23 protein-coding genes, 1 pseudogene and 1 riboswitch are annotated in these 24,728 nt (G+C 60.4%); of the genes and pseudogenes, 17 read left to right on the top strand and 7 right to left on the bottom strand.

Annotated elements, in window-relative coordinates; all coding sequences use genetic code 11:
• Positions 1-98: 98 nt before the first annotated feature.
• The 11 genes from O1A05_RS01380 (at position 99) to O1A05_RS01330 (ending at position 10,910) form a co-directional block, all read left to right on the top strand.
• On the top strand, positions 99-620 hold the full coding sequence (locus O1A05_RS01380) for a VOC family protein (RefSeq protein WP_270106316.1): 522 nt from the start codon (positions 99-101) through the stop codon (positions 618-620).
• A gap of 62 nt (positions 621-682) precedes the next feature.
• Entirely contained in the window at positions 683-1,312 is a 630-nt protein-coding gene (locus O1A05_RS01375) for a GntR family transcriptional regulator (RefSeq protein ID WP_270106315.1), read from the top strand.
• A gap of 349 nt (positions 1,313-1,661) precedes the next feature.
• Positions 1,662-2,420 carry an SDR family oxidoreductase gene (locus tag O1A05_RS01370; RefSeq protein ID WP_270106314.1) on the top strand — a complete coding sequence of 253 codons (759 nt, stop codon included), beginning with the start codon at positions 1,662-1,664 and terminating at the stop codon, positions 2,418-2,420.
• A 72-nt stretch (positions 2,421-2,492) separates the two neighbouring features.
• On the top strand, positions 2,493-3,761 hold the full coding sequence (locus O1A05_RS01365; protein WP_270106313.1) for an ABC transporter substrate-binding protein: 1,269 nt from the start codon (positions 2,493-2,495) through the stop codon (positions 3,759-3,761).
• Positions 3,762-3,777: 16 nt separating this feature from the next.
• Complete coding sequence (locus O1A05_RS01360; protein WP_270106312.1) at positions 3,778-4,665, top strand: branched-chain amino acid ABC transporter permease; 888 nt, start codon at positions 3,778-3,780, stop codon at positions 4,663-4,665.
• On the top strand, positions 4,662-5,681 hold the full coding sequence (locus O1A05_RS01355) for a branched-chain amino acid ABC transporter permease (protein WP_270106311.1): 1,020 nt from the start codon (positions 4,662-4,664) through the stop codon (positions 5,679-5,681). The genes O1A05_RS01360 and O1A05_RS01355 overlap by 4 nt, the downstream gene beginning before the upstream one ends.
• Positions 5,678-6,403, top strand: coding sequence for an ABC transporter ATP-binding protein (locus O1A05_RS01350; RefSeq protein ID WP_270106310.1), 726 nt, complete (start codon positions 5,678-5,680; stop codon positions 6,401-6,403). Before O1A05_RS01355 ends, O1A05_RS01350 begins: the two co-directional genes overlap by 4 nt.
• Before the next feature lie 12 nt (positions 6,404-6,415).
• Positions 6,416-7,120: an ABC transporter ATP-binding protein gene (locus O1A05_RS01345; RefSeq protein ID WP_270106309.1), complete on the top strand. Its 705-nt coding sequence runs from the start codon at positions 6,416-6,418 to the stop codon at positions 7,118-7,120.
• 4 nt (positions 7,121-7,124) lie between these two features.
• A complete protein-coding gene (locus O1A05_RS01340; protein ID WP_270106308.1) occupies positions 7,125-8,213 on the top strand; it encodes a zinc-dependent alcohol dehydrogenase in 1,089 nt (362 codons plus the stop codon).
• On the top strand, positions 8,210-9,409 hold the full coding sequence (locus tag O1A05_RS01335; RefSeq protein ID WP_270106307.1) for an iron-containing alcohol dehydrogenase: 1,200 nt from the start codon (positions 8,210-8,212) through the stop codon (positions 9,407-9,409). Before O1A05_RS01340 ends, O1A05_RS01335 begins: the two co-directional genes overlap by 4 nt.
• Before the next feature lie 52 nt (positions 9,410-9,461).
• Positions 9,462-10,910: an aldehyde dehydrogenase family protein gene (locus tag O1A05_RS01330; protein WP_270106306.1), complete on the top strand. Its 1,449-nt coding sequence runs from the start codon at positions 9,462-9,464 to the stop codon at positions 10,908-10,910.
• 98 nt (positions 10,911-11,008) lie between these two features.
• Here O1A05_RS01330 and O1A05_RS01325 read toward each other — a convergent pair whose 3' ends face one another.
• Positions 11,009-11,629, bottom strand: a complete 621-nt coding sequence (locus O1A05_RS01325) for a bifunctional 4-hydroxy-2-oxoglutarate aldolase/2-dehydro-3-deoxy-phosphogluconate aldolase (RefSeq protein WP_270106305.1) — start codon at positions 11,627-11,629, stop codon at positions 11,009-11,011.
• Between the two features lie 46 nt (positions 11,630-11,675).
• Complete coding sequence (locus O1A05_RS01320) at positions 11,676-12,533, bottom strand: sugar kinase (RefSeq protein ID WP_270106304.1); 858 nt, start codon at positions 12,531-12,533, stop codon at positions 11,676-11,678.
• A gap of 296 nt (positions 12,534-12,829) precedes the next feature.
• Between O1A05_RS01320 and O1A05_RS01315 the strand changes: the two genes are divergently transcribed.
• Positions 12,830-14,506: a thiamine pyrophosphate-binding protein gene (locus O1A05_RS01315; protein ID WP_270106303.1), complete on the top strand. Its 1,677-nt coding sequence runs from the start codon at positions 12,830-12,832 to the stop codon at positions 14,504-14,506.
• Here O1A05_RS01315 and O1A05_RS01310 read toward each other — a convergent pair.
• Complete coding sequence (locus tag O1A05_RS01310) at positions 14,498-15,454, bottom strand: LysR family transcriptional regulator (protein WP_270106302.1); 957 nt, start codon at positions 15,452-15,454, stop codon at positions 14,498-14,500. The genes O1A05_RS01315 and O1A05_RS01310 overlap by 9 nt on opposite strands.
• 162 nt (positions 15,455-15,616) lie before the next feature.
• Between O1A05_RS01310 and O1A05_RS15635 the strand changes: the two are divergent.
• Positions 15,617-15,955 (top strand): annotated as a pseudogene (locus O1A05_RS15635) (hypothetical protein); the annotation flags it as partial.
• 54 nt (positions 15,956-16,009) lie between these two features.
• Here O1A05_RS15635 and O1A05_RS01300 read toward each other — a convergent pair.
• From O1A05_RS01300 to O1A05_RS15660, 3 genes are read right to left on the bottom strand one after another with little or no spacing between them, the layout of a single operon-like run.
• Positions 16,010-16,999, bottom strand: a complete 990-nt coding sequence (locus tag O1A05_RS01300; protein WP_011113072.1) for an IS481-like element IS5564 family transposase — start codon at positions 16,997-16,999, stop codon at positions 16,010-16,012.
• Positions 16,999-18,174, bottom strand: a complete 1,176-nt coding sequence (gene cmx / locus O1A05_RS01295) for a chloramphenicol efflux MFS transporter Cmx (RefSeq protein ID WP_005297378.1) — start codon at positions 18,172-18,174, stop codon at positions 16,999-17,001. Before cmx ends, O1A05_RS01300 begins: the two co-directional genes overlap by 1 nt.
• A 21-nt stretch (positions 18,175-18,195) precedes the next feature.
• Entirely contained in the window at positions 18,196-18,249 is a 54-nt protein-coding gene (locus O1A05_RS15660) for a chloramphenicol resistance leader peptide (RefSeq protein WP_011113070.1), read from the bottom strand.
• Between the two features lie 252 nt (positions 18,250-18,501).
• On the opposite strand from O1A05_RS15660, the gene O1A05_RS01290 reads away from it, so the two are divergent.
• The 4 genes from O1A05_RS01290 to O1A05_RS01275 all read left to right on the top strand — a co-directional run bounded on the left by O1A05_RS01290 (position 18,502) and on the right by O1A05_RS01275 (position 22,112).
• A complete protein-coding gene (locus tag O1A05_RS01290) occupies positions 18,502-19,116 on the top strand; it encodes a tripartite tricarboxylate transporter substrate binding protein (RefSeq protein ID WP_270106301.1) in 615 nt (204 codons plus the stop codon).
• A gap of 86 nt (positions 19,117-19,202) precedes the next feature.
• Complete coding sequence (locus tag O1A05_RS01285) at positions 19,203-19,700, top strand: tripartite tricarboxylate transporter TctB family protein (RefSeq protein WP_270106300.1); 498 nt, start codon at positions 19,203-19,205, stop codon at positions 19,698-19,700.
• Positions 19,701-19,703: 3 nt separating this feature from the next.
• The gene (locus O1A05_RS01280; RefSeq protein WP_270106299.1) at positions 19,704-21,257 is read left to right on the top strand and encodes a tripartite tricarboxylate transporter permease; all 1,554 of its coding nucleotides are present in this window, start codon (positions 19,704-19,706) and stop codon (positions 21,255-21,257) included.
• 30 nt (positions 21,258-21,287) lie between these two features.
• Positions 21,288-22,112 carry an SDR family oxidoreductase gene (locus O1A05_RS01275; RefSeq protein ID WP_333481994.1) on the top strand — a complete coding sequence of 275 codons (825 nt, stop codon included), beginning with the start codon at positions 21,288-21,290 and terminating at the stop codon, positions 22,110-22,112.
• Between the two features lie 55 nt (positions 22,113-22,167).
• Here O1A05_RS01275 and acs read toward each other — a convergent pair whose 3' ends face one another.
• Positions 22,168-24,138, bottom strand: a complete 1,971-nt coding sequence (gene acs, locus O1A05_RS01270; protein WP_270107470.1) for an acetate--CoA ligase — start codon at positions 24,136-24,138, stop codon at positions 22,168-22,170.
• Positions 24,139-24,322: 184 nt separating this feature from the next.
• Positions 24,323-24,422: riboswitch (SAM riboswitch) on the bottom strand.
• Positions 24,423-24,728 lie beyond the last annotated feature (306 nt).

Here is a 24,728-nt window from a genome sequence, read left to right as displayed (position 1 = left end):
CACCGTTTTGGATCCATTCGCGAAAGTGGGGTTTGATATCCTCAACGCATTCCGGACACGAAACACGTGTCTTGGAACCCAGAGGAGGAGTTGCGCTCATGCCTACCGGTCGTGGTATTCCCGGGCTGAGGGGGACTGATCACATTGGTTTCACTGTCCCCGATATGGAGCAAGCCCATCATTTCTTGGTGGACGTCATCGGGTGTGACTTTGTCTACTCCCTCGGTCCGTACCCGCAGGATGAAGAACTGATGGCGGTGCGGATTGGCGTGCATCCGCAGGCGCAGATTCTAGAGATTCGCTTCTATCGCTGTTTCAATGGGTCCAACTTCGAGGTTTTCCACTATGACGCTCCTGACCAGGAGTATGAGCGACCCAAGAACTCCGACATGGGAGGACATCACATCGCTCTGTATGTGGATGACCTTGACGACGCCGTGTCGTATCTGCGTGAACGCGACATTGATGTGATGGGGGAGCCGAGTGCCAGTTCCGGTGCGAGTCTGGGGCAGCGCTGGGTGTACTTCACTTCACCGTGGGGAATGCAATTCGAGCTAGTCTCTTTCCCGGAAGGAAAATCTTATGAACGTGACGCGGAGGTACTGCTGTGGCATCCCTAGACGCCATTGACGAGCCGGGGGATGCTTCGGCGTTGCCCAGTGCGCCCGCCACTGCGGAGTCTGTGACCGATCGGTTGCGTGCTGAAATTCTGGCGGGGGAATTTACCCCAGGGCAGCGCTTGGGTCAGGAGTTGTTGGCGTCGCGGTTTAATGCGTCCCGAATGCCTGTCAGAACAGCGTTGCGTCAGCTCGAGGCGGAAGGGCTGGTCACGACGGTCGCTCACAGTGGGGCGTGGGTGTCGAAGCTGGATCGTTTCGAATTCGAGCAGGTCTATAAGATGCGCGAGGCTTTGGAGCCGCTGGCTATAGCGGAATCGCTCTTGCATCTCACCGCGGAGCAACTTGACGAAATTGGCGCGATTGCTGAGCAATTACATGAGGCGACGCTGCCGCAGGTGAAGATCGAGGAGTTTCTGGAGCTGGACCGCAAGTTTCATCTGCTCACCTATGCCGGGGTGCAGTACGAGCCTTTGCGCTTGCAGGTTGAGCGGCTGTGGAACACCACGCAACATTACCGACGGGCGCTCTCTTATCGGCTGGACCAAAGTCGTGCGCAGATGACGGATCACGACCACGCTCTCATCCTTGACGCTGTGCGTCGACGTGACCAGGAAGCAGCGCGAGCACTGGTTCGACTGCACATCAATCGGACTCGGCAGACGATCTCGGAGTCGGTGGAAATCTTCTCCTAACCCTCGACGTCGTTGTAGACACGCTGGCGCGAGTCGGCGTTCCTAGTCGTGCGCAAAAACTTTTCCTTGGATCCAAGACGCCCAATCGGGGCTCCTGGCGATGATTCATAATCTGCCCTAGTCGTTTTGATCGGATCGCCTGAAACGCTCGCTGTAGAAGCGAATACGGCGCGCCTCGAACGTCACGGGCCGATTTCTCGGTGTTGACGTAGATCACATTCTCTGGTTGCATGTAACTCAATTGGATCCAATCGTGCAGTTGATGGAGCGTTTCCCCGGTGGTGCGCTTGAGACGAGCCTGAAAAGTCAGGAGTCGGATCCATTCCAACGACAGGGAAGTGAAGCGCACGTGAGTACAGATCTCTTCTCGCTTCAGGGAAAGCGAATTCTCGTGACCGGCGGTGGCCGTGGCCTCGGACGTGCTTTGGCTGAGGGCCTCCACAACGCAGGCGGGCAGATCGCCTTGGTCTCTCGGACTCCAGAGCAGGTTGACGCTGCAGCCCGCAGCATCGGGTCTCGGGCAGTGGGCCTGCCCGGCGATGTGGGAACGGAAGACCCTGCAAAGCTGTTAGACCGCGTTGAATCGGTCCTGGACGGTCCCGTCGACGTGGTTCTGCACGCCGCAGGAATTCAGCACCGGCAGCCAGCCGAAGAATTCGACCGCTCTGCTTGGGAGCAGGTGCTGCACGTTAATCTGACGGCACCGTTCCTGCTTTCACAGGAAATTGGACGGCGCCAGCTGGTGGATGGCCGCCACGGCAGTCACATTTTTATTGGCTCGGTCACGAGCAGGAATTTTGTTCCCAACGTCGCCGCGTATATGGCGACGAAATCTGGCATCGACGGAGTGACGCGCTCCCTCAGCGGTGAATGGTCCGGTTCCGGTGTTCGAGCCAACGCCATTGGCCCCGGCTACTTCCGCACCGAGATGACTGAGCCGCTCTTTCGAGATAAGGAGCGCTACCAGAAGATGCTCGACCGGATCCCGATGGGACGCTTCGGCAACCCAGAGGAACTCGTGGGGGCCGCTGTCTTTCTGGCGTCTGACGCTGCGAGCTATGTCACGGGCCAAATGCTGATGGTCGACGGCGGGTGGACGACCTATTGACCCAGCGAATCACTATCAGTAGGCCACGGGGCCTAGACCCTCACTGATCACCATTCACACATCGGAGTATCAATGTCCAACGCAACATCAGGGATCGGACGCCGCCGTTTTCTGCAGTGGGCCGGAGCCGGGCTGGTCACAGCTGCGGCGGTCCCCATGCTGTCTGGCTGCGCCGGGCCCGGAACAGACGAATCGACCCTTCGGCTGGGCGCCATGTTCCCCGTTACCGGGCCCAATGCGCTGCTCGGGGAGGAATCCTGGCGAGGAGTTCGTATCGCCGCAGACCTGCGTAATCGTCAGGGGGGTATTGCCGGTAAAGAAATCGAGCTGATCTTCGCCGACATACCCGACGTGGCTGCCGCGGCATCTGAAGCACGGCGGCTCGTGTTCAACCAGAACACCAAGCTGGGGCTGGGCGCATATGGTTCTTCGCTGGGACTAGCAGCATCTGAGGTCTTCGCACGCACCGGTAACGCGTATGTAGAGCTGGGCGCCGTCTCGGAAGCCATCACCGCGCGCGGATATGACAACGTCTTCCGCATGAATCCGACGGCCCGTGATATGACGATTCGCCACATGGATTTCATTGAGAATTACCTTGCCGACCAGTTGGGTAAACCGGTTTCGGAGCTCAACGTCGTCATGTTGCACGAAGATTCCTCGTACGGCCAGTCCATTATCGACTTGGCGGCGGAGGAAGCCCAAGCGATCGGTCTGACAAATTTCCGTGGCGAAGCTTATAGCGCCACCTCAACGGATCTTTCATCCACTGTGCTGCGCCTGCGGCAGATGAGCCCGGACATCGTCCTGGCGGTCTCCTACGCCGCGGACGCGGTGTTGCTGGCGCGCCAGATCCGGGACAACAACGTCAAGCTCGGCGCGTTCATTGGCACCGGCGGCGGACACTCTCTGCGCAGCTTCTACGACTCAGTGGGGTCACTGACGGACGGCGTATATGACGTCGACTTTGCTCAGATTCATATTAACCCGGACTACACCCCGGGCATTGAGGAATTCGTGGAAAGCTATCGCGAGCGTTTTGGCAGCGACCCGGCTTCTGGGCACTCGATGGCGAACTATAGCGGAGCCAATCTTGTCTTCGACATTCTCGAGAGCACCGGTGGAAACGATGACCCGGATACATTCCGCGCTGCAGCGCAGTCGATGTCATTGCCTCCCGCCTCGACCACGGCGGGGTGGGGTTACCAGCTCGACGAGAACAACCAAAACACTCGTGGGGAGATGTACGTCATGCAATGGAACGACGGAAATCTTGAAACCGTGTGGCCGCCGGAGGCCGCCGTTCGCGAACCCCAAATGATCACGCCGTTCGGCCTGTGACGGAAAGGAACCAGCGATGGAACAAGTGATTCAAATCGTGGTTGCGGGCCTGATGCTCGGTGGTGTGTATGCGCTCATCGCCGTCGGCCTGAATCTGATCTTCGGCGTGGTGAAGATCATCAACTTCGCCCATGGCGAGCTCGTGCTCGTGGGTATGTACCTGACATGGTGGCTCTGGCTTACTTTTGACCTGAACCCGTATCTATCCCTGGTCATCGTGGCACCGGTGACGTTCCTCTTGGGAGTTCTGATCCAGCAGTTCCTAGTGGGGCCAATGATCAATTCATCCCCGTTGATGAAAATCTTCTTGACGCTGGGTCTGTCCGTTTTCCTGCAGAACCTCGCGCTCTTTATGTTCGGAGGGCAGTTCCGCACGGTCAACGTGCCGTGGGCGGAACAGAACCTCACGATCCTGGGGATCAGCGTGACCTACGGACGCGTCACCGCATTCCTCGTCGCCCTGCTCCTGGTTTTCGGACTGTTCTACCTGATGAAGCGTACCCTCACAGGCAAAGTCCTCAACGCGATCGTCGAGGATCGTGAGACCGCTGGAACCATTGGCATCCCCGTTCGTCGGTACTACCTGCTGGCCATGGGACTCGGTGTTGGACTAGCCGGTGTAGCCGGAAGCCTCATCATCCCGTTCCAAGCTGCCTACCCACTCGCCGGTGCACACTTCACGCTGATGGCATTTGTCGTGGTCGTCCTCGGCGGCCTTGGAAACATGGGAGGCGCCCTGGTGGGCGGCCTGATTCTCGGCGTCGTCGAAACATTGACCGGAACCTATCTCGACCCGGGCTTGCAGCAGGTCGCAGTGTTCGTTGTCTTCATCATCGTGCTCATCGTGCGCCCTCAAGGCATCTTCGGTGGCGCAGCCCGTAACGCGGAGGTGGGCCTGAAATGAAAAAACTGTCACTCCCTTGGATCATCATCCCGGCAGCAATCGCGCTGCTGTTTCCCCTCGTCACCTCAGATCAGTATTTGCTCCACATCGGCGTACTCGTGCTGATGTACATCGGGATTACTGTCGCGTGGAACATCCTCGCGTTCGGCGGAATACTCTCGCTGGGACACGCGGCCTTTTTCGGATTGGGCGCCTATACGGTGGCGATCCTGTACGTGGACTTTGGCGTCAATCCGTGGATCGGGATCGTCGCCGGCGGCCTCGTGGCGGGGCTGGGATCTTTGTTCCTGGCGATCCCCATGGTGCGCTTGCGCGGGCCGTTCTTCACCCTGGCCACCCTGGCCTTTGTCGAGGTACTGCGCCTGTTGGCTATCTGGGCGGTTCCCGTGACTAACGGATCCGTAGGTATCACCACTCCCGCCGACGAGGGCTTCCTCTACATCGCTTTCCAAGACCGGGAACCGTACTACTACATCGTGATGGCGATGGCGGTGCTGGCCGTCTGGGCCTCCATTTGGATCTACCGCTCGAAACTTGGCTATCACCTGCGTGCCATCGCCTCCGATGAAGAGGCGGTTCAGGCGCTCGGGGTGAAGACCAACCGCATCAAGGTTCTGGCACTGGTCATCTCGGCATCAATGACAGGAGTTTTCGGGGCCTTCGCGGCCATCTACTTCTTCGTTATCGACCCAGCCACGCAGTTCAACGCCTCGCTGTATTCCATCCAGCCGGCGCTCAACGGAATTATTGGCGGCATGGGGACCATCGCTGGCCCGATTGTGGGCGCCATCGTGATGACGCCGTTGGGCGAGTGGCTGCGTGTCACGTTCTCGGGTGCCGCTCAGGGCGTGAACTTCATGATCTACGGCATCGTCTTGATCGTCATGGTGCGAATGCTTCCGGGTGGTCTCGTAGACGGATACCACGCGGTGATCCGTCGGCTGAAGGGCAAAAAACGGCCTGAGCCTGCAGCGGAGGCGGCAGCCAGCACCGACAAGAAGGAGAACGAACGATGAGCGCGAACCAACCAGTGCTACGCGTCGACAGCGTTACTAAGCGATTCGGCGGTGTCCAGGCTGTGGGCGGGGTATCCCTGGAACTGCAGCCGCAGGAGATCATCGGCATCATCGGGCCGAATGGAGCAGGCAAGACTTCGTTCTTCAATCTCGTCTCCGGTATGTTCATCCCAGACGAGGGAAGCGTGCACTTCAACGGTCAAGACATCACCCGAATGGGATCGGCCGACAGGGCCCGTGTGGGGATTGGTCGGACGTTTCAGGTGGTGCGCCCCTTCGGCGGGATGACCGTGGTGGAGAACGTGATGGTTCCCCTGCTGGTCAATGACGCCAAAGTGTCCAAAGCACATGACAAAGCGCGTGAGCTACTCGCTGACCTTGGGATCGAGCATCTGACCACGACACCGACTGAAGCGCTAACTCTGGCACAACGCAAGCGCGTTGAGGTGGCACGCGCACTAGCCACGGATCCGAAGCTGTTGCTGCTGGACGAAGTGCTCGCGGGATTGAACAGCAACGAGGTTACTCGGGTACTGCCTTTCGTTAAACGTGTTCGTGACCGCGGTGTGGCAATCCTGATGATCGAGCACATTGTGTCGGCGGTCATGGAGGTATCCGATCGGATGATGGTGCTGGACCGCGGGCAGACCATTGCCGAGGGCGACCCCGAAACCGTCATCAAAGACCCCCAGGTCGTTCAGGCCTACCTCGGAGAAGGCTAAAGGAGACGAATCATGTTGGACGTCAAGAACATCTCTGCCTTCTACGGAGATGCCCAGGCACTGGAAGACGTATCTCTGTCGCTGCAACCGCACCAGGTCACGGCACTGCTGGGCCCCAACGCAGCAGGCAAATCGACCACGCTACGCGTGATCTCTGGAACGGTTGCTGCCGCCAGCGGTTCGGTGAGCTTCGAATCGCAAGACATCACGAAAATGAGCCCGGCTGAACGAGTGAATCTTGGAATCGTGCACGTTCCCGAGGGACGCCGGCTCTTCGGGTCTATGACGGTGGAAGACAACCTGATCCTGGGTGGCTACTCCAAACGCAAGGATCGTAAGACGACCCAGCGATTGGAAAAAGTATACGATCTGTTCCCGCGGCTTTCGGAGCGGCGCAAGCAGGAAGCCGGCCTGATGTCGGGCGGTGAGCAGCAGATGTGTGCTGTGGGTCGTGGACTGATGGCGGACCCCCGAGTGCTGATGATTGATGAGATGTCGCTTGGGTTGGCGCCGGTGATCGTGACCCAGATGTTTCAGATCGTCCGCGACATTGCGGATACAGGGATGACCGTGCTTCTGGTGGAGCAACACGTTAAGCACGCGTTGGAGGTCGCCGACTTCGCCACGATCATTGACGGGGGCAAGACCCGGGTATCCGGTACCGCGGAGGAATTACGCAACTCGGATACGGTGCGCGAATCCTACTTCGGGTCGTGAGACGGTGATCCAACAGACATCCGAAGAGGCCGGATCGACGATGCACGCGTTGCGGGTGCATTCCCTTGATGGTTGGGACATCTCTCTCGACGAGGTTGCGGTCCCACTTCCCGAGCCAGGAGAACTGCTCGTCCGAAGTGAAGCCGTGGGGTTGTGCGGCTCAGACGTACATGCTTGCCGCGGTGACGCCGGATATGAATGGATGCGTCCTCCGGTCACGCTGGGACACGAGACCGTCGGAACAGTCATCGGGCAACATCCGGATCTGGAACAGGACTGGGTCGGGACACGGATAGCCATGATCGCAATCCAGGGGTGCCTGAACTGCGAAATCTGCGCGGCAGGACAAGCCAACTACTGCGCGGAACGCACCTGTCTCGGATTACATAGCGATGGCGGCCTCGCCGAGTTCTTCACCATCGCGGCACAGCGCGTGGTTGCTATCGATCCGGACCTGGATCTGGGGCTCGCTGGATTGCATGAGCCTGTGGCCATTGTGCTACATGCGCTTGAAGCATTGCCCGACTCTTTGGAAGGGGCTTCGGTTGGTGTCACGGGCCCCGGAACCATCGGTCTGATATCCGCGATGGAATGTCAGCGTCGCGGTGCCAACGTCACCATATATGGGCGCCCCGACGCCGACGAGATTCGTCTCACGTACGCCGAGAAACTGGGCCTGGCGGTGGGACGGAGCCAGGAAACGGCACCGGCGGACTATTGGGTGGAAGCCTCTGGGTCTGAAGATGGGCTCAACCGCGCAATACGCGCTTGCGCGAACCTAGCCCGCATCGCCGTTCCCGGCTTGTTTGGGCGGTTGCCGGAAGTGGAAATGAACCTTCTGGTGCGCGGTGGCATGTCCTTGCACGGCAGCTATGGCTATCGGACCGAGCACTTTCACCGAGCCGCCGAGTTCATCGACGAACACCAGGCCGATCTGGCCCGCATGGTGAGCAGCTATCCCCTGGAGCGGGCAGAGGAGGCCCTGCGAAACACGGCCGCTGGTCAGATCATCAAAGCCATCGTCACTCCTGGGCAGGCGCTCGGAGGACAGACGATCACCAAGAACAATCACGAGAAAGCCGGAGTGAAATGAGCAGCAAGAACTGGAATCCATCACCTACGGAAGAATCCGTTTTCCTCGCCCCTTCGGCTGTCATCGGAGGAGCCGGGGCAGCCCGTACAACAGGGGAGGCCCTGCGCGATCGCCTCGGCGTCACTGGCGGCACCGTGTTGCTGGCGGTCGACGATGCCGTTCGCTCAGCCGGGCTGACCGATCCGATCGAGGCGTCTCTGACAGAGGCCGGTTTCTCTGTGGTGACGCACGGCGGGTTTGGTGCGGAGCCAAATTCCGACGTGCTGGACCCGATCATCAACGAAGCACGTGACGCGGAAGCGGTAGCGGTCGTTGGCGTGGGCGGTGGATCTGTGCTGGACTCCTCGAAGATGATCGCGCTGATGCTGCGCAACGAAGGTAGCTGTGCCGACTGGATCGGAACAGTGAGCCCGGAGAACGGCGTGGCACCGATGATCTTGATCCCCACCACGTGCGGGACAGGGTCTGAGACCACCAGGATTGCGATGGTTACCATCGACGGTGTCAAGCGCGTTTCTGCTTGTGATTTGTTTATTCCGCACATCGCGATCGTCGACCCTGATATGGTCGCCTCGCTGCCGCCATCGGTCATCGCAGCCACGGGCATGGACGCACTCGCGCATGCTGTCGAGAGCCTGATGGGGACGAACGCCTCGATTCTCTCCTCGACGCATTCGCTGCGTGCGATTGAGCTGATCACCGACAACATCGAAGCGGCATACGCTGGTGACAAGCAAGCGCTGGCTTACGTCATGTGGGGCTCCCACCTGGCCGGGCAGGCACTCAACGCCGGTGTGGTGATCGGCCATTCCCTGGCTTACTGCCTGGCCAATGTCCGGCCCATGCCCCATGGCGTCAGTTGCGCCATCGCATTGCCGTACTGCATTGCTTACAACCAGAACCTGGCGCCTGAGCTGGCGCAGCGGTTGGCACGTAGCCTGACTCGCGGCGCCAGCGACAAGATCCGTGACGCGGCGGGGTACGTCCAGGACTTGGTGAAGCGTCTGGGTCTGCCGACCACCTTGGCCGAGGCAGAAGTGGATGCGCAGGCCATCCCGGAGATGGCCCAACTCTGCGTTGGTTCCTACCCGCGTCCTACCAACCCGGAGGCCTTCGACGAGAGCAAGATCGCGGCTCTTTTTGAATCTATGCAGAACGGCGATCTCGACGATGCCTTTGCCATCACGGCGCGCTGACATACCTCAAACCCCATAGCCGACGAACATCCAACAGCGTTAGGGAAGATACATGGAACAGAATCTGAAGAATCTCGTCAACGGAGAATTCGTAGAGGCCTCCACCTCGGAGCGTATTGATGTGTTCAACCCGGCACGGCCCGACCAAAAGGTCGGATCAGTGCCGTCTATGCCCAAGGAAGACTTGGAGCGGGTCTTCGCGGCAGCCGCCGTGGGCGCCAGGACCTGGAAGAACACCGGGTCGCTGGAGCGCGGCAAAGTACTGTTACGCGCGGCAGAGCTGATTCGAGAGCGCAAGAATGAACTCGTCTCCACCATCGTCACGGAAATGGGCAAGACCACAGCAGAGGCCACTGGCGAAGTAGGTAAGACTGCTGAGTTCTTTGAGTACTACGGCTCGATGGGTCGTGACGAATTCGGCCAGTTTCTGCCGGACGGACGTCCCGAAACATTCGCTGCGCGGCTAGTCGAACCACTCGGTGTGGTGCTGCTGATCACTCCGTGGAACGACCCATTGCTCACCCCGGCACGCAAGTTGGGTCCCGCCCTGATCTCTGGCAATGCCGTGGTCATCAAGCCAGCCACGGTGACGCCACTGATCACTCTGCGGCTGGCCGAGATTCTCCACGAGGCGGGTCTGCCTGCCGGCGTCCTGGGCACGGTCACAGGCCGCGGATCCAAGATTGGTGATGCGCTCTTTGAATTCGACCAGCTCAAGGCCGTTTCTTTCACTGGGTCCACTGCCGTGGGCAAAGACATTCAACACCGGCTCTCGCCCCGTGGCGTGCGTGTGCAGACTGAGATGGGTGGCAAAAACGCTGCCGTCATCATGGACGACGCCGATCTCGAGTTAGCGGTGCCGACCATTATCGCCGGTGCGTTTGCTCAGGCGGGTCAGCGTTGTACCGCGACCAGCCGACTGATCGTGCAGAAAGGGGTGGCTGGCCGCGTGCGCGAGCTGATCGCCGATGCCGTACGACGCCTGACCGTCGCCCCTGGTGAGACCGAAGGGGCCGACCTGGGCCCGGTCGTGGATGAAGCGTCGCAGGCCTCCATCCGTGAGCACATCAGCCGTGCTCGTTCGCAGGGTGCCGAGGTGGTGGCCGAAAACGAGCTGAGTGGCGCAGCTGCAGAAGCGGGCTTCTTCGTGGCTCCGACGTTTCTGCAGATCACCCCCGAGCAGGATCTGTGGGCTGAAGAGGTGTTTGGGCCGGTGCTGGGCATGGTCGAGGTCGACACCTTGGATGAGGCCATCGAGCTAGTTAACGATTCGGTGTATGGCCTGTCCAGTTCGATCTTCACACGTGATCTGGGTCAGGCTTTCGATTTCCTTTACGGGGTGGACACCGGTCAGGTCTCCATTAATCAGCCGACCACGGGCTGGGATATTCACCATCCATTTGGTGGGTTCAAGGATTCTGGCTCCGGGTACAAAGAACAGGGCCACGATGCTCTGACCTTCTACACCCGTGTGAAGGCAGCCGCAATCCGCACGAAGTAGGCTCGCACATCGCAGCGGCTTGATTATGATGCAGGGGCGGTCGACAGTTGTCGACCGCCCCTGCGCTGCGCTTTACATCTTCGAGAGTTTCGTCTGATTTAGTTCTCGTTGGCCGGTGCTGTGATGAGCGCTCCCAGGCGGCTGAGCTGGTCCTGGTGCTGTAGAGCAGATCCAACTGCCGCCACTCTGACACCTGCCTTTAGATAAGATGCTACGTTTGTGGCGTCCAGGCCCCCAGTCGCGACGAAATTGACCTGGGGAAAAGGTCCGCGCATGGCCGAGAACCAGTCTGGGCCCAAAGTATGGGCAGGAAACGCCTTCATCCAGGTGAGCCCATGCCTCAGTGCACCTTGGATTTCACTTGCGGTGGCGACTCCGGGAAGATGCGGTAGCTCAGCGCGGATGCTCGCCCGGATGACCTCATCGTCCAAACCGGGAGCCACGGTATACACCGCGCCGATCTCTTGAGCCTGGAAAACCTTTTCTGAGGAATCGACGGTGCCGGCGCCGACGTACTTTCCCCGGGAATTTCCGGCTTCCACCACAGCTGCCAGTGCTTCGAGACCCTGCTGATTCTGAATGGGGACTTCGACGTGCTCGATACCGAGGTCCCATGCGCGGTGGGAGAGTTCGAGGCTTTCTTCGACCGAAAAGTTGCGCAGGATAGCCATAATCGGGCACCCCAAGAGGTGCTGATCGAACCAGGTGCTTTGTGCCATTGTCATGTTCCTTTGTCGGCGTGCAGTAGTGGGATCGGTGATGTACTTAGTCGAGAGGATTGAAATCTGACAGCGAGGACAGCGCACGTGCAGCCAATTGGTGACCGTGTTCCAGTCTTGATGCGACGGTGTCTCCCGCAACGAGACGCGAGAGGTAGCCTGCTGCGAACGCATCGCCGGCACCGACTGGCTCCACAACTGACACTGGAACGGCGGGCGCGAACGTCCTGACACCGTCAGTGAATTCTGTGGCTCCGACGTCGCCATCTTTGACGATCAATGACCCTGAGAGGTTCAGATAGTTGGCAATGTCGTCAGACGTCGCCGTTCCCCACAGCGTTTCGGCTTCGTCACGACCGACGAAGACCACATCTGCCCGACGGCTCAAGTCTGCTAATACCGGCGATGCCGTTTCGACATCCCAGACCCCAGGGCGATAGTTTACGTCGAATGAGACCAGGGCGCCGTGATTACGTGCCGTTCTGATCGCGTAATCCACCATCGACGCGCAACTGTCGGACAGTCCCGGCGTAATACCTGACAGGTGAACCACTCTGACGCCGTTAAAGCTGGCTCGGTCGATGTCGGCAGCGTCCATTCGTGAGGCCGCTGAGCCACGACGATAGTAGTGCACCGTGGTGCCCTGGGGGGTGGGGTCTTTGAAGTACACGGCGGTGGGAGCATTCTGGTCGGTAGAGACCGCGCTTGTATCGACTCCGAAGCGTTGTAGTTCAGAAGTCATGCGTCGGCCGAATGGATCATCGCCAACCCTGCTGACCCATCCGGTGGAGTGCCCGAGACTCGCGAGATAGAGGGCAGTGTTCGACTCTGCCCCACCGATGTGCATGCGAAACGTGGAGGCCTCTTCCAGAGGGAGTGATGGTTCTGGGTAGACCAGGGTCATGGTCTCACCGATACAGAGAAATTCTGGGGATTGCACTGGCATGAGGTAACTATGTCAATCCGCGAGGTGAGTCACAACACGATCAGCGGGATTTTGCCGAAGTCGTTCATGGGTATTTCGAATGACCTGTATCCGGTATGCCGAACGTGATTCTCTTGATCTTTCCTCGTGGGAAGAAAAAGATGAGTCTGACAACGATCTGTCGGTTGTCTCGAGCGTCAAGTACATCCCACGATAAGGCGCTCCGACGTCCTACACGCCGACCGGTCGACACACACGCCACAGAATCGAGGATCATGAGCACCGTAACTGCGCCTGCACACGAGCGCCCCCTGGTCTCCCACGTTGTTGCCGATGTCATCGCTGAGCGTTCGGAGGTGACCTTCGGCATCATGGGGAATGGAAACGCTTTTCTCGTGGGCCGACTCGTCGACCTCGGGCATCGTTATGTCAAAGCACGCCATGAGGCCGGTGCCATGTCCATGTCACAGGGTTTTTATCTTTCTACGGGCCGTGTTTCCACCACCACGACCACCTATGGTCCCGGGTACACCAACACCCTGACCGTGCTTGCCGAAGCGGCGCTGGCGAAGACTCCGATGGTGCTGGTGGTGGGCGCGGGGCCGAGAACTCCTCGGGCTTTCGACATCGACCAGACCGCGGTCGCCACTGCGATGGGCGTGACCACCCTGACCGTGGACGAATCGAACGCAGCTCGGTTGACCCACGAAGCGTACGACCTGGCTGCGCGGGATCTGAAACCCGTCATCGTCTCGATTCCCTACGACATCGCTGAAATTCCGGCAGCCTCACAGCAGCCTCGCGGGGAGATCGAACCCAAGGTCACGGTGCGTCCGGACGCCGGCGACGTCGAGCGCGCCGCAGAACTGCTCCGGGGGGCACAGCGCCCGCTGATCATCACCGGCCGCGGCGCCCTCCTTGCTGACTCGCGTGATGAGGTGAAATCTGTCGGAGACAAGCTCAATGCCCTGTTCGCCTCCTCGGTGATGGCGCGCAATTACGTTGGCTCGGACTGGGACTTGGGCATCGCCGGCGGTTTCGCCACGATCGGGGCTGTGGAGCTGATGCGCCAGGCCGACGTCGTATTGGTGCTAGGCGCCAGCATGAACCTGTTCCAAATGCGCTATGGCACGTTGTTGCCAGGAGCGCGAGAGATCATTCAGGTGAACCTGGAGGAACAGCCAACCCACCCAGATGTGACTTTCCACGTACGTTCAGACATCGCCGAGTTTGCTCGGTCGTTGGACTCGCACCTGGTGGATCATCACGCCAATTCAGACTGGCGATCCGAACACCCTGAAGTAGCCGATCAATCGATTCATCGGCCGCTGGAGCTCAAGAAAACGGATTCGGTAGGCCGCATCAATCCGCGGGCGCTGGCATGGCGGCTCAATGAATTGCTCCCGTCGGAGCGGACCATCGTGCAGGATGGCGGCCACTTCCTTGGCTGGCTGGCCATGTACGCCGACTCCCCGGACCCTCATGGACTACAGCATCCCGGGCTCACCTTCCACGGAATTGGTTTCGGATTCCCCACTGCAGTGGGGGCCGCACTGGCTCGACCAGACCGGCTCACAGTCCTGACCTGCGGTGACGGCGGCGGAATGATGACGCTGCCCGACTTGGAGACCCTGGTCCGGGAGGTACCAAAGTCAATCGTCGTTGTCTTCAACGATTCTGCGTACGGCATGGAGATTCATCAATATCACCAGCGTGGCATCGACGAAGAGCCGATGGTCTTTTCCAACGTGGACTTTGCAGGAATCGCGACGGCAGTGGGTGCACGTGGAGTGCGTGTCACTGAGCTGGAACAATTGGACGTGATCACCGAATTCGTTACCTCGGATGCGTCAGGGACACTTCTTCTCGACGTGCAGATTTCGCCGGAAATCATCGCCGAGTACGTCGTCGAGAAGGTCGAATACGAGGAGCGGCTTAAGGCGTCACACTGAGTCTGGGCGATGGCCTCGTCCTGCCAGTGGGTGAGCCCCCTGCGGGATAGGAGCACTGCGGATGTGCTCGATGACGACTCGCGCAGCGGCTGAGTTGTAGCGTTTCGGGTCCCACCACAAGCTGACTACGCGGCCATGCTCGATGGCCCCCACCTGTCGCTGGACGAGTCCTTCGGTGTTGGACACCCGGGCAGCCATCTCATTGACTAGCCCGAGCCCCAGGCCCCCTCGTGCCATTTGGACGAGGGTTTGTGGCTGTTGTGTGTGATAAGCGAGGCTCAGCGAGATACCCCAGGTGTCAGCTGCCCTGGTGATCTCGGGCTCGATCTGTCCGCCAGGCAATCCGACGCACACCACTGGATACTCAGCTAGGTCGATCGGGTCAAGCGGATCCGTTGTTCCGGCCAGGGGGTGACCCGCCGGAATCAGCGCGACCAGTGGTTCTTGCCACAGCGGATGGTAGGACAGAGAAGTGTCCGGTTGCGGAGGCCAGGCTCCACGTATCGCAATGTCGATTGTTCCGGCTTGAAGTTTGTCGGACAACGCCGTGGTTGTGCCTTCTACTGGTTCAATCCGGACATTGGGGTACGCCTCAGCCAACTGCGCGATGATAGGCACCAGGAACCCTGCGCTGGCACTGGGATGCGAGCCAACCACCACAACACCACGGACTTGCTGCGACATCTCTGCAATCGCTTCGGCGCCGCGGTCCAATGTTTCAATCGTTTTTCGGGCGAAGGGAAGGTACAGTTCGCCAGCGTCCGTGAGTTGCACTGGGCGGTGGCGTCGATCGAAAAGGACGGCACCCACGCTCCGCTCAAGTGCAGCCACGTGCGATGAAACTCGCGATTGAGAACGGTGGATCTTGTCGGCAGCGGCAGAAAAACTTTGTTCATCGACAACGGCAAGAAAAGATTCCAGCCACTCGGGCTGTTCGTCTCGTGGCATGGTTCCTCTTCTTCAGAATCAGTATCTGGATTCGGCGATGTCGATATCCGGTTTATGGCGTTGACTGCGAATTCTGCGTTCAACAGGATGAGGACATCAGTTAGTTCAAAGTTACCTGGCTCACAGGCGTGACTCACATCATGAAGCGGAAGGACCTTCATCATGACTACTGCAACGAGTTCCATTTTGTTCCGTCGTCGCGGCATTGCTGCCGGGGCAGTACTGTCCATTGCAGCGCTGGTGCTGGCGGGTTGTTCAAATGGCGGCGACGAGGAGGCTGGCGGAGACGCCGTAGCGAACGGCGACACCTGCGACATCTCAGCCGAATATCCCAGTGGTCCGATTGAACTTGTGGTGCCGTTCGCCGCCGGCGGTGGCACAGATTCTGTGGCGCGGCTCATCGCTGAGGAACTGGGCAGCGCAATGGACGCCCAGATTAACGTCGTCAACCGCACCGGCGGTGGCGGTGTGGTCGGTCACCAGGCCATCGCAACCGCCAACCCCAATGGGCAGACCATCGGGCTGGTCACTGCTGAATTGGCTATGCTCCACCATCTAGGTGTGATGTCCAGGGACGTTGTTGAGTCGGTCGAAGGGTACGCCGCCAATCGCAGAGTGGTGTCGGTGGTGGTTGTAGAAGTGGAGCCAGCCGGGCAGCGCCAGGCGTCGTTCGGCCTCTGAACCGTAAAACCTGGCATAGGCCCAGCCGTCCCCGAGCGTGCGGTGGAATCGCTCGATCTTCCCGTTCGTCTGCGGCCGGTAGGGGCGTGTCCGCTTGTGTCGGATGCCGAGCCGAGCGCAGAAGTCCCTCCATGCGTGGGATCTGTATGCCGACCCGTTGTCGGATAGGACTCGCTCGACGGTCACGCCTCGTTCGGCGAACCAGGCCACGGCGCGTTCGAGAACTCCCACCGCTGTGCTCGCCTGCTCATCCGACCAGATTTCTGCGTATGCGACGCGGGAGTGGTCATCGATGACTGTGTGAACGAACGCCGTCCCGGTGCGCGGCTTGTGATCTTTTCCTCGTGGTAATCCCGGAGTCGCGAGCTTGTTCCGTGCGCCTTGCTGCCGACCTACGTAACGATGTCCACCGCCGTCGGGGATGTTGCCGAACTTCGTGACATCGACATGAATCAACGATCCCGGATGAGGATGCTCATATCGCCGCAATGGCTCGCCAGTGACACGATCGATATGCGAGAGGCGGTTCACGCGGCAACGGACGAGGACCGCGTGAACAGTCGACGTCGAGAGACCAAGTCGCGCAGCGATCTGGGCTGGCCCCAGTCGAAGCCGCCAGCGCAGGTTGATGATCTTCTTCTTGACATGCTCGGGCGTCCTGCCTGGGATCCGGTGCGGCTTGCTGGAGCGATCCTGCATCCCAAACTCACCCTCTTCCCGGTAGCGGCCTGCCCATTTCCGGGCAGTGATCGGGGAGACCATGAACATCTTTGCGGCGATCGTGGCCGGATAGCCGTCTTCGACAATCAGCCGAGCTAACCGGAGACGGGCACGAGGAGTGAGAAGAGCGTTCGGATGGGTCATCAATTGGCCTCCGCCGCGGTCTTCGTAAGCGCGCGTCTGGTGAGAAGCATGATGACGAGAGCGATCGCTGTCAGCACCGAAGCGACCCAAACCGGCGCGAGCAGCCCCAGCCCGGTCGCGAGCCCGAGCGCACCAAGCACGGGCCCCGCTGCAGCTCCGATATTCAATGCTGCGGTTGCGTACGAACCGCCCATCGTTGGCGCACCCGATGCTGCATACAGCACACGCGTGATCAGAGTACTGCCGACGCCGAACGACAGGAATCCCTGAACGAGGACGAGGACGATAAGCGCAACGGGATGAGATGCGACCACTGCCAACACGATCCAGCCTGTCAGCAATAGCGGTCCGCCGACTGCGAGCACGAGGCCAGGTCGTTGATCTGATAGTCGTCCTGCGATCGTGACGCCAAGGAACGATCCGATGCCGAACATCACCAGCGCGACGGACACCCACGCTTCGGCCAAGCCCGCGGTCTCGGTCACGATGGGTGCCAGGAAGGTGAATGCCGCAAAGGTCCCTCCGTTGATCAGCGCTCCGAGTGCCATGGCCAGGATGAGCCGCGGCGTCGCCAACTGGCTGAGCTCGACACGGAGCCTTGGTGAGGTCGCGCTAGTCTCGCTCCGACCAACATTGTTCGTGACGCCACGAATGACTCCAACGGCCGCGGGAATACAGAGGATGGCGATCGCCCAGAACGTCGTTCGCCAGCCCAGCGCTGTGCCGAGCAGTGCCCCGGCGGGGACGCCCACGACGGTTGCGATCGTCGTGCCGGAGAGCAGGATCGACAGTGCACGCCCCTTCTGGTTCGCTGGCACGAGGGTAGTGGCCGTGCTCAGTGCTACGGCGAGGAATCCTGCGTTTGCGAGAGCGCTGAGCACCCGGGTGATGAGCAGGAGAGAGAACACTGGTGTCATCGCTCCGATGACGTGGCTTCCCGCGAACACGAGAAGGCAAACGATCAATGTGAGCCGCGGTGGCCAACGGCGAGCGAATGCCGCCATCACTGGCGCGCCGACGACCATACCGACTGCGAATGCGGAGGTCAGCAGGCCCGCAGTGCCGACCGAGACGTCAAGTTCGGTCGCGATCGCGGGGAGCAATCCCGCGAGCATGAATTCTGAAGTGCCCATGACGAAGACCGCCAGGGCAAGCATGTAAAGGGCAAAAGGCATCGAGTACTCCGAGGTGTGAGATCAAGAAATGGTTCTTCTTGTCACCACGGCCAGCGCCCCGGGTACGCCAGACATACGCCCACACAGATCGTGGGCGTCGTAACTAGTGGTTCAAGGGGCTGGCGGTGTGACCGACAACCCCTGACCTGTCTGATTCGGGACTCGACATGCCCCAAACTCTAACATGCCTTCAATGGCAAGCGGTCTGGACAGATACTTCTTGAATCGGCACGGTGTCATTACGGGCGGGGGCCAGAACAACGTCCCTGGACATCACATCTAGGGCTGACAGACGTTAGCCCCGAGTCCGTGACGACGATCTCGCAGATGAACGCAGACCCTGCTGGTTTGACTGTCGCGGCAGACTCAGAGTTTGAGTCCGTCTCAGACGTCATCGACCACGCACGCGAGAATCCAGGCGACCTGGTTGCCTCAGGAACCGCGCAGGCAGGGATCTGGCACGTCTCGCTGGCAGGCATGCTGCTTGCTGAGGATGTTGATGCCGATGCTATTCGTTGGGTCCCTTCCGAAGGAGCGGCTCCGGCGCTGCAAGAGGTTGTCGCCGGTGGCGTGGATATCTCAACCGCGTCACTGGCCGAGAACCGTACGATGATCGAAGCAGGCCGGGCTAAGGCTCTGGGTGTGATGGACGAAGAGCGAGCGCCGGGCTTCGATGAGGTTGAAACGCTGCAGGAGCAGGGAATTGACTTCACGATGGGTACGTGGCGAGGCATCGCGGGACCGGCTGATATGGATGAGGACATTGTGGCGGAGCTGGAGTGCCATCTGGGTCAGATCGCAGAGTCCGAGGCTTACACCACGTTCATGGAAGACGCTGGCCTGGGAGTGATCTATAGGAATGCTGAAGAATTCGCGACCTTCGCTGAAGAAGATGACGTCACCAAAGGCGACATTATCCGCGAGGCAGGACTGGCTGAATGACGTCAACCACCCTGACCACAACGAGGCCAGTGGGCAAGAATCCAGATCTGTACTTGAGCCTCAGCGCGGTAGGCGTTGGTGCGATCGTGCTGATTTACGCGTTGAGCCTTCCCACACTGGGCGACGGGCGTCCGGGGCCAGGCCTCTTCCCGGGGATCGTCGCCTCTGGGCTGATGTTGTTCGGACTCGCGCTCCTGTTGCGTACGGTCGTGACCAGTCGCCGCGTTGACAGTGCTGAGGCAACTGTGAGCGACGTTCAGGACGAGTCGCCAGACGTACCCATAACAGGATCTGGTAGCGCGGATGCGGCTCCACCTGGAATGGAAATCGACCAGGAGACCGTGTCCACTCGTCGGGCTTGGGTCAACGGTGTTGTCATGCTGGCGAGCATCGTCGGGTACATCATGTTAGCGGAGCCCCTTGGATTCATCATCACGATGTTCCTTGTCAGCCTTGTCATCATGCTGCTGCTGAAAGCGAAGCCGGTGTCCGCGATCGTCACCTCGATCGTGCTCTCATTCGGCATGTGGCTGATATTCGAACGCGGCCTCCAAGTTCAGCTACCCAACGGATTGCTGTGGTGAATCATGGTTAACAACTTCTCAGACGCACTGGGCATGGTGGCTGACCCCTTCGTGATCCTGGTGGTGGTCCTATCGGGGCTGCTGGGTATCGTGATCGGCTCCCTTCCAGGGCTGACAGCCACGTTGGGCGCAGCGTTGCTGATTCCCTTCACCTTCTTCTTGGACCCGATTCCTGCGATCGCTTCGATCATCACGATGTCGGCCATGGCCATTTTTGCTGGTGACATCCCGGGGGCACTTCTGCGTATGCCGGGAACACCGTCCTCGGCGGCGTATGTCTCCGATTTGTATGAAATGACCCGGCAGGGCAAAGCCAGGACCGGTTTGACCATTTCTCTGCTGGCCTCAGTTATTGGTGGCCTCGGCGGCTCCATCGTGTTGATTCTCCTGGCGCCGGTGGTGGGCGAGTTCGCCCTCGGATTCACCTCCTACGAGTATTTCTGGGTGGCGGTGCTGGGCCTGACCGCAGCGGTGATCGTCTCTCAGGGGTCTCAGATTAAGGGCACGATCGCCCTGATGACCGGGCTCTTGATCTCTACGGTGGGGCTGGACGTGGCGTTGGGATATCCGCGGTTCACCTTCGACCAGCCGGCGTTATACCAGGGCATTCACTTCATTCCCGCGATGATCGGACTCTTTGGTATCTCTGAGGTGCTGCGGAACGTCACCGAGAAGAAGATATCTCAACCTATCGGCATTTCGATGTCGAAGAAGTCCAGCGAAAAGGGATCCTTCGGAGCGGCCTCGCGAATTCTCTGGAAGCGCAAGGGCTCCTTGGTACAAGGCAACGTGACCGGATCCATCGTGGGCGCCGTGCCCGGTGCAGGCGCGGATATCGCTTCCTGGATCTCGTACGCCGTCGGGAAGAATACCTCGAAGAAGGACACCTCGGAGAAGGGATATAGCACGGGGCCGCTGGTGGCTGCCGGTGGTGCCAACAATGCGGCACTGGGGTCCTCCTACATTCCCACCCTGGCTTTCGGCATTCCCGGCGACACCATCACGGCCATCCTCATTGGTGTCCTTCTGGTGAAAGGTATCGAACCCGGCCCGAATCTTTTCCTGACTCAGACGGATACCTTGTACGCGCTGTATGTCATCTTCATTCTGGCTAACCTGTTGCTGATTCCCCTGGGATTGATGGCGATTCGCACATCGGGGCTGATTCTCAAGCTTCCGCGTCCGGTGCTGATGGCCACCGTCGTGGCACTGTCAGTGACGGGTGCATATGCCATCAATATGTCATACCTGGAGATCGGCGTCGTGGTGGGTCTCGCTGTGGTGGGCTTCTTCTTCGAACGTTATGGCGTTCCGCTGGCCCCCGTTGTACTTGGAATCGTCCTGGGACCGAACCTAGAAGCGAACTTCATGCAGTCAGTCATCAAGACCAACTGGGATCTGTCGCAGTTCTTCACCCGGCCAGTGTCTGCGATATTGATCGGACTGACGGCTCTGGTGTTGCTGTTCCCGCTGATTTCGAAGGGAATTCGGGCGCTGCTGCCCAAGAAGGTGAAAGTGGACGAGGTCCTGCCGACCTCGACGTCAGTTGGTAGCTGATTCTTCATTGCACATACGAGACGGTCGCTGATGACAGGCGTGATTGGTCGGACCGGATACGACGAATTAGAGGAAATCATGGATTTAGGACTAAAAGGTCGGACAGCGCTGGTGTGCGCGTCTACCAAGGGGCTGGGATGGGCCAGTGCACAAGCGTTGGCCGCTGAAGGCGTTCGGGTGGCCGTCAACGGTCGTGACCACGCTCGAGCGGAAGCGAAAGCGGCCGAACTGGGGGAATCAGCTATTGGTATCGGCGGTGATTTGACGACTGCTGACGGTGCCGTGGATCTTGCGCGGCAGGCCCTTAAGGAACTGGACCACATCGATATTCTGGTTCTCAATGGCCCTGGGCCGCACGCGGGCCCTGCTGTAGGGCAGGGAACTCACGATGTACGTGAGGCGTTGGAATCGCTGGTCGTGGCGCCGGAGGCACTGATGCAGGAGCTCCTACCTGGAATGCAAGAGCGACGGTGGGGACGAATCGTGCTGATTAGCTCGTCCAGCGTTGTCGCGCCCTTGGATAACTTGGCTTTGTCGAACATGGGGCGGCCGGCGTTGGTGTCGGTGATGAAGACATTGGCCACTGAAGTTGCCTCTGACGGTGTGACGTTGAACGCGGTGCTCCCAGGCAGGATTGCGACAGATCGCGTACGTCAGGTTGACGAATCAACGGCACAGCGTCGGGGCGTACCGGCCGAGAAGGTGTTGGCTGAGTCGGTAGCAAAGATCCCAGCAGGACGTCTCGGGCGCCCCGAAGAGATCGCCGCTGCCGTGGCCTACTTGTCGAGTGAGCAGTCAGCGTTCGTCACGGGGACAACGCTCAGAGTCGACGGAGGAATGGTTCCGGTGCTGTAAGGACTCATCAACGTTGCAGCTGAGGCACGTGAGTTCGGGACGATCCTCAGCTGGATCAGCGCTGGCGCAGTACCTCGGCGATCTGGGCCACGCAGGGCTCGTTCTGCAGGCTGGTGGTGTCGCCCAGCGTGTCGTCCTGGTAGAGCTGGGTGAGCAGCCGGCGCATGATCTTTCCGGAGCGGGTCTTGGGGACATCGGGGACGAACACCACATCGCGGGGCTTGGCCACCGGTCCGATCACCTTGGCCACCAGGTTCCGCAGCTCGGCTGCTGCCTCTTCGGCGCCGGATGCGCCGTCGGTACCGAATCCGTCTCGGGCCACCACGAAGGCCACCGCAGCGTGGCCGGTTTTCGGGTCGGTCACGGGGCAGACCCCGGCCTCGGTGACCAGCGGGTGGGTGACCAGGGCGGACTCAATTTCGATGGTGGAGAGGCGGTGCCCGGAAATGTTGATGACGTCGTCGATACGGCCCAGGATCCAGATGTCGCCGTCGTCGTCGATTTTTGCGCCGTCGCCAGCCAGGAACCAGCCCTGCTCCACGTAATCCTTCCAATAGGAGTGGAAGAACCGCGATGGGTTATTCCAGACGGTGCGCGCCATGGAAGGGACGGGGCGGGTGACCACGATCTTGCCCTGCACGTTCGCCGGGGTGGGCTGGGCGTCATCGTCGACGACGGCGGTGGCCATGCCGGGCAGCGGGCGGGAGCCGGAGCCGGGCTTGAACCGGGTGTCGGTTTGGCGTGGGGAAATCACGGTGGCCCCGGTTTCGGACTGCCACCAGGTGTCGACCATGGGCACGCCCACCGACGGGTCTGCGGGATCGTCGATGCGGCGGGAATCGCGGCCGATCTGAGACCGAGCCCAGCCCCAGGCCTCGGGGTTGACCGCTTCGCCCACGGTGCCGATGAGCCGGATGGAGCTGAGGTCGTATTCGGCGGGGATACCGTGGGCGTGCCAGCCCTTCAGAGAGCGCAGCAGGGTGGGGGCGGTGTAGTAGCTGGTGACCCCGTAGCGTTCGATGACCTCGAAATGTCGGCCCGGGTGCGGGGCGTTGGGCACACCTTCGTAAATCACCTGGGTGGCGCCGTTGGAGAGCGGCCCGTAGAGCTCGTAGGTGTGGGCCGTGACCCAAGCCAAATCGGCGGTGCACCAGTGAACGTCACGATCGCGCTGGGTGACGTCGGGGTTGGAGAAGAGGTAGTCGAATGTCCAGGAGGCGGCGGTGAGGTAGCCGGCGGAGGTGTGCACCAGGCCCTTGGGTTGGCCGGTGGTGCCGGAGGTGTACATGATGAACAGCGGATTCTCGGCGTCGAAGAACTCGGGGGTATGTTCCTCGGAGGCGGTGGTGACCACATCGTGCCACCACACGTCCCGGCCGTCCACCCAGTTAATGCTGTCGGCGTGGCCGGTGCGGTCGATGACGAGCACGTGCTCAATGTTGTTCTCGCCGGAGACGGCTTCGTCGGCGTTGGCTTTCACCGGCACGGCCTGGCCCCGGCGGAATTGGCCGTCGGTGGTGACGAGCAACTTGGCTCCGGTGTCTTCCACCCGGAAGCGCAGCGCCTCCGCCGAGAAGCCGCCGAAGACCAGGGAGTGCACCGCGCCGATACGGGCGCAGGCCAGGGTGATGACCACGGTCTCCACCAGTACGGGCAGGTAGATGACCACGCGGTCGCCGCGGCCGATCCCTAAGGACTCCAGCGCGTTGGCGGCTTGGTTCACTTCCTTCTGCAACTGCGCGTAGGTGACGGCGCGGCGGTCGCCAGGCTCGCCCTCGAAGTACAGGGCGACGGTGTCGCCGCGGCCCGCCTCGACGTGGCGGTCCACACAGTTCACTGCGACGTTGAGCTTCCCGCCGGTGAACCACTCCATCACCGGGCCGCGCTCTTTGGCAGGGTTCGGGGCTGTCCAGGAGTGGATGGTGTCGAAGGGGGTCTCCCAGTCCAGGCGCTGGGCGGCTGCCTCCCAGAAGGCGATGCGCCGGGCCTCGTCCACCGGCTGGCCGTCACCGCGTCCGCCATGCAGCTTCTCGGCCGGGCGTCCCGGATGGACGTCGGCATCGGCGGCATCCACGATCTCCGCGGGCAGGGGGCCTGGTTGGCGCTGCGGACGATGCTGGTACTGCGTCTCGAAGAGTTCGGCGGCCAAGCCTGCGGGCCAGGTGACGGTGGCGTGATCGGTGGGTGCTGAAGACACGGGAGAAAACCTCTTTCCATCGTTTCTGGCGGTAGCACCCTCGCCCGCGAATGGTCACGGCAGGGTTGCTGCGGCGTCGTCGATCCAGATCTCTCGGCCGCTCGGGATGGTCAGATTCCAGTCTACAAACCGAGGCTGTGCCTCAGCTCCACAGTGACGAAATGGGTAGCACGTGAAGCCGGTCACGCAGGCTGATCGTGCGGGTTCCACCGTGAAGCCGAGCGTCACTTGCTGCGTCACAAGACATGGCCGTCGAAATTCGGTGAATCCCGTCTGACTTAGATCGATGTCTTTTTATCTGCAGATTCTCCACCTTAGGACTGCTGATCTGCCAGCATGGGCGCCACGCAGAAATCGCTGGACTTCGCAGGGTCCGCTTCGACTCAGGCATCACGGGACCCTTACGTCCCGCCACCGTT

The sequence above is a fragment of the Citricoccus sp. NR2 genome (assembly GCF_027594385.1).
Lineage (GTDB): Bacteria > Actinomycetota > Actinomycetes > Actinomycetales > Micrococcaceae > CmP2.
Note: the sequence above shows the minus strand (reverse complement) of the source record. Positions and strands in the feature narration are given on the sequence as shown.

Excerpts from the sequence above, each read along its gene's own strand:
- O1A05_RS01300 (WP_011113072.1), bottom strand. The coding sequence starts at position 16,999 with ATGACCCATCCGAACGCTCTTCTCACTCCTCGTGCCCGTCTCCGGTTA.
- O1A05_RS01360 (WP_270106312.1), top strand. The coding sequence starts at position 3,778 with ATGGAACAAGTGATTCAAATCGTGGTTGCGGGCCTGATGCTCGGTGGT.
- O1A05_RS01350 (WP_270106310.1), top strand. The coding sequence starts at position 5,678 with ATGAGCGCGAACCAACCAGTGCTACGCGTCGACAGCGTTACTAAGCGA.
- cmx (WP_005297378.1), bottom strand. The coding sequence starts at position 18,174 with ATGCCTTTTGCCCTTTACATGCTTGCCCTGGCGGTCTTCGTCATGGGC.
- O1A05_RS01320 (WP_270106304.1), bottom strand. The coding sequence starts at position 12,533 with ATGACCCTGGTCTACCCAGAACCATCACTCCCTCTGGAAGAGGCCTCC.
- O1A05_RS01330 (WP_270106306.1), top strand. The coding sequence starts at position 9,462 with ATGGAACAGAATCTGAAGAATCTCGTCAACGGAGAATTCGTAGAGGCC.
- O1A05_RS01335 (WP_270106307.1), top strand. The coding sequence starts at position 8,210 with ATGAGCAGCAAGAACTGGAATCCATCACCTACGGAAGAATCCGTTTTC.
- O1A05_RS01280 (WP_270106299.1), top strand. The coding sequence starts at position 19,704 with ATGGTTAACAACTTCTCAGACGCACTGGGCATGGTGGCTGACCCCTTC.
- O1A05_RS01325 (WP_270106305.1), bottom strand. The coding sequence starts at position 11,629 with ATGGCACAAAGCACCTGGTTCGATCAGCACCTCTTGGGGTGCCCGATT.
- O1A05_RS01310 (WP_270106302.1), bottom strand. The coding sequence starts at position 15,454 with ATGCCACGAGACGAACAGCCCGAGTGGCTGGAATCTTTTCTTGCCGTT.
- O1A05_RS01355 (WP_270106311.1), top strand. The coding sequence starts at position 4,662 with ATGAAAAAACTGTCACTCCCTTGGATCATCATCCCGGCAGCAATCGCG.
- O1A05_RS01380 (WP_270106316.1), top strand. The coding sequence starts at position 99 with ATGCCTACCGGTCGTGGTATTCCCGGGCTGAGGGGGACTGATCACATT.
- O1A05_RS01290 (WP_270106301.1), top strand. The coding sequence starts at position 18,502 with ATGAACGCAGACCCTGCTGGTTTGACTGTCGCGGCAGACTCAGAGTTT.
- O1A05_RS01275 (WP_333481994.1), top strand. The coding sequence starts at position 21,288 with ATGACAGGCGTGATTGGTCGGACCGGATACGACGAATTAGAGGAAATC.
- O1A05_RS01315 (WP_270106303.1), top strand. The coding sequence starts at position 12,830 with ATGAGCACCGTAACTGCGCCTGCACACGAGCGCCCCCTGGTCTCCCAC.
- O1A05_RS01365 (WP_270106313.1), top strand. The coding sequence starts at position 2,493 with ATGTCCAACGCAACATCAGGGATCGGACGCCGCCGTTTTCTGCAGTGG.
- O1A05_RS01345 (WP_270106309.1), top strand. The coding sequence starts at position 6,416 with ATGTTGGACGTCAAGAACATCTCTGCCTTCTACGGAGATGCCCAGGCA.